We start from the raw sequence: 3,034 nt of genomic DNA, 5'->3' as shown, positions 1-3,034 counted from the left end.
AAAACTGAGGATTCATCAACACAAACCATTAGACTAGATCAAAGCCTCGACCGATTAGTATCATTCAGCTCCACGTGTCGCCACGCTTCCACCCATGACCTATCTACCTCATCGTCTCTGAGGGGTCTTTCTTGATTGCTCAAAGGGAAATCTCATCTCGGAGGGGGCTTCATGCTTAGATGCTTTCAGCACTTATCCCGTCCGCACGTAGCTACCCAGCGGTGCTCCTGGCGGAACAACTGGTACACCAGCGGTGCGTCCATCCCGGTCCTCTCGTACTAAGGACAGCTCTCCTCAAATTTCCTGCGCCCACGACGGATAGGGACCGAACTGTCTCACGACGTTCTGAACCCAGCTCGCGTACCGCTTTAATGGGCGAACAGCCCAACCCTTGGGACCTACTCCAGCCCCAGGATGCGATGAGCCGACATCGAGGTGCCAAACCTCCCCGTCGATGTGGACTCTTGGGGGAGATCAGCCTGTTATCCCCAGGGTAGCTTTTATCCGTTGAGCGATGGCCCTTCCATGCGGAACCACCGGATCACTAAGCCCGACTTTCGTCCCTGCTCGACTTGTAGGTCTCGCAGTCAAGCTCCCTTCTGCCTTTGCACTCTTCGAATGATTTCCAACCATTCTGAGGGAACCTTTGGGCGCCTCCGTTACTGTTTAGGAGGCGACCGCCCCAGTCAAACTACCCGCCTGACACGGTCCTCCAGCCGGATCACGGCTGCGAGTTAGAGACTCTATACGCAAAGGGTGGTATCCCAAGGGTGTCTCCACCGAAGCTGGCGCTCCGGCTTCACAAACTCCCACCTATCCTGTACATCGCGTACAAAGCCTCAATATCAGGCTGTAGTAAAGCTCCATGGGGTCTTTCCGTCCTGTCGCGGGTAACCTGCATCTTCACAGGTACTATGATTTCACCGGGTCTCTCGTTGAGACAGTGCCCAAATCGTTACGCCTTTCGTGCGGGTCGGAACTTACCCGACAAGGAATTTCGCTACCTTAGGACCGTTATAGTTACGGCCGCCGTTTACTGGGGCTTCGGTTCAGTGCTTCTCTTGCGATGACACATCCCCTTAACCTTCCAGCACCGGGCAGGCGTCAGCCCCTATACTTCATCTTGCGATTTAGCAGAGACCTGTGTTTTTGCTAAACAGTCGTTTGGGCCTATTCACTGCGGCTTATGTTGCCATAAGCGTCCCTTCTCCCGAAGTTACGGGACCATTTTGCCGAGTTCCTTAACGAGAGTTATCCCGCGCGTCTTAGAATTCTCATCTCGCCTACCTGTGTCGGTTTGCGGTACTGGCGCCGACCTCCTCACTAGAGGCTTTTCTTGGCAGCGTGAAATCCGGTGCTTCGCCCTACGGGCTCCACGTCACAGCTCAACCTTGTATGCCGGGCGGATTTGCCAACCCGACGGCCTCGCTGCTTGTCCGTGCACTTCCAGTCGCACGGTCACCTTATCCTTCTGCGTCCCCCCATCGTTCAAACGGTGGTACGGCGGTACAGGAATATCGACCTGTTGTCCATCGCCTACGCCTTTCGGCCTCGGCTTAGGTCCAGACTAACCCTGAGCGGACGAGCCTTCCTCAGGAAACCTTAGGCTTTCGACGGAGGGGATTCTCACCCCTCTTTTCGCTACTCACACCGGCATTCTCACTTCCAAGCGCTCCACGGCTCCTCACGATACCGCTTCACTGCTGCTTGGAACGCTCTCCTACCATCCCTTACGGGATCCATAGCTTCGGTGGTATGTTTAGCCCCGTTACATTTTCGGCGCGGCGCCACTCGACTAGTGAGCTATTACGCACTCTTTGAATGGTGGCTGCTTCTAAGCCAACATCCTAGTTGTCTGTGCAGCGCCACATCCTTTTCCACTTAACATACACTTGGGGACCTTAGCTGATGGTCTGGGCTGTTTCCCTCTCGACTACGGATCTTATCACTCGCAGTCTGACTCCCGAGTACAAGTTGCTGGCATTCGGAGTTTGACTGAATTCGGTAACCCTGTGGGGGCCCCTAGTCCAATCAGTGCTCTACCTCCAGAACTCTTCACCTCGAGGCTAGCCCTAAAGCTATTTCGGAGAGAACCAGCTATCTCCAGGTTCGATTGGCATTTCACCGCTACCCACACCTCATCCCCGCACTTTTCAACGTGCGTGGGTTCGGACCTCCAGTCAGTGTTACCTGACCTTCATCCTGGACATGGGTAGATCACCTGGTTTCGGGTCTACGACGACGGACTGATGCGCCCTGTTCAGACTCGCTTTCGCTGCGGCTCCGCCTCATCGGCTTAACCTCGCCCGCCATCGTAACTCGCCGGTTCATTCTACAAAAGGCACGCCATCACCCGTGAACGGGCTCTGACTACTTGTAGGCATACGGTTTCAGGATCTCTTTCACTCCCCTTCCGGGGTGCTTTTCACCTTTCCCTCACGGTACTGGTTCACTATCGGTCACTAGGAAGTATTTAGCCTTGGGAGATGGTCCTCCCGGATTCCGACGGGGTTTCACGTGTCCCGCCGTACTCAGGATCCACTCTGGAGGGGATGGGGTTTCGGCTACAGGGCCGTCACCTTCTCTGGCCGACCTTTCCAGGTCGTTCACCTACCCTATCCCTTTGTAACTCCGTGTAGAGTGTCCTACAACCCCAGGAAGCATGCTTCCTGGTTTGGGCTGTTCCCGTTTCGCTCGCCGCTACTCAGGGAATCGAATTTTCTTTCTCTTCCTCCGGGTACTTAGATGTTTCAGTTCCCCGGGTATGCCTCACGCCACGCTATGTATTCACGTGGGTGTCCCGCCGGTCTCCCGGCGGTGGGTTCCCCCATTCGGAGATCTCTGGATCAATGTGTACTTACCACTCCCCAGAGCATTTCGCTGTTCGTCGCGTCCTTCATCGGCTCCTAGTGCCAAGGCATCCACCGTACGCCCTTTCTACCTTGATCTAGCGTCTAAGACACACGGTCCATTATGGACCATATGTGAAATTGGTTTTTGATGTCTTGATGAATCTTCAGTTTTCAAGGAACAA

The 3,034-nt window shown here is 54.7% G+C and carries 1 rRNA gene; it reads right to left on the bottom strand.

The features are described from left to right. Positions 1-34: 34 nt before the first annotated feature. A 23S ribosomal RNA gene (locus KNO70_RS15960) occupies positions 35-2,948 on the bottom strand. Positions 2,949-3,034 lie beyond the last annotated feature (86 nt).

The sequence above is a fragment of the Exiguobacterium sp. s181 genome, assembly GCF_018617125.1.
Lineage (GTDB): Bacteria > Bacillota > Bacilli > Exiguobacteriales > Exiguobacteriaceae > Exiguobacterium > Exiguobacterium profundum.
The sequence above is the reverse complement of the archived record's forward strand: the minus strand, read 5'-3'. Positions and strand labels throughout refer to the sequence as shown.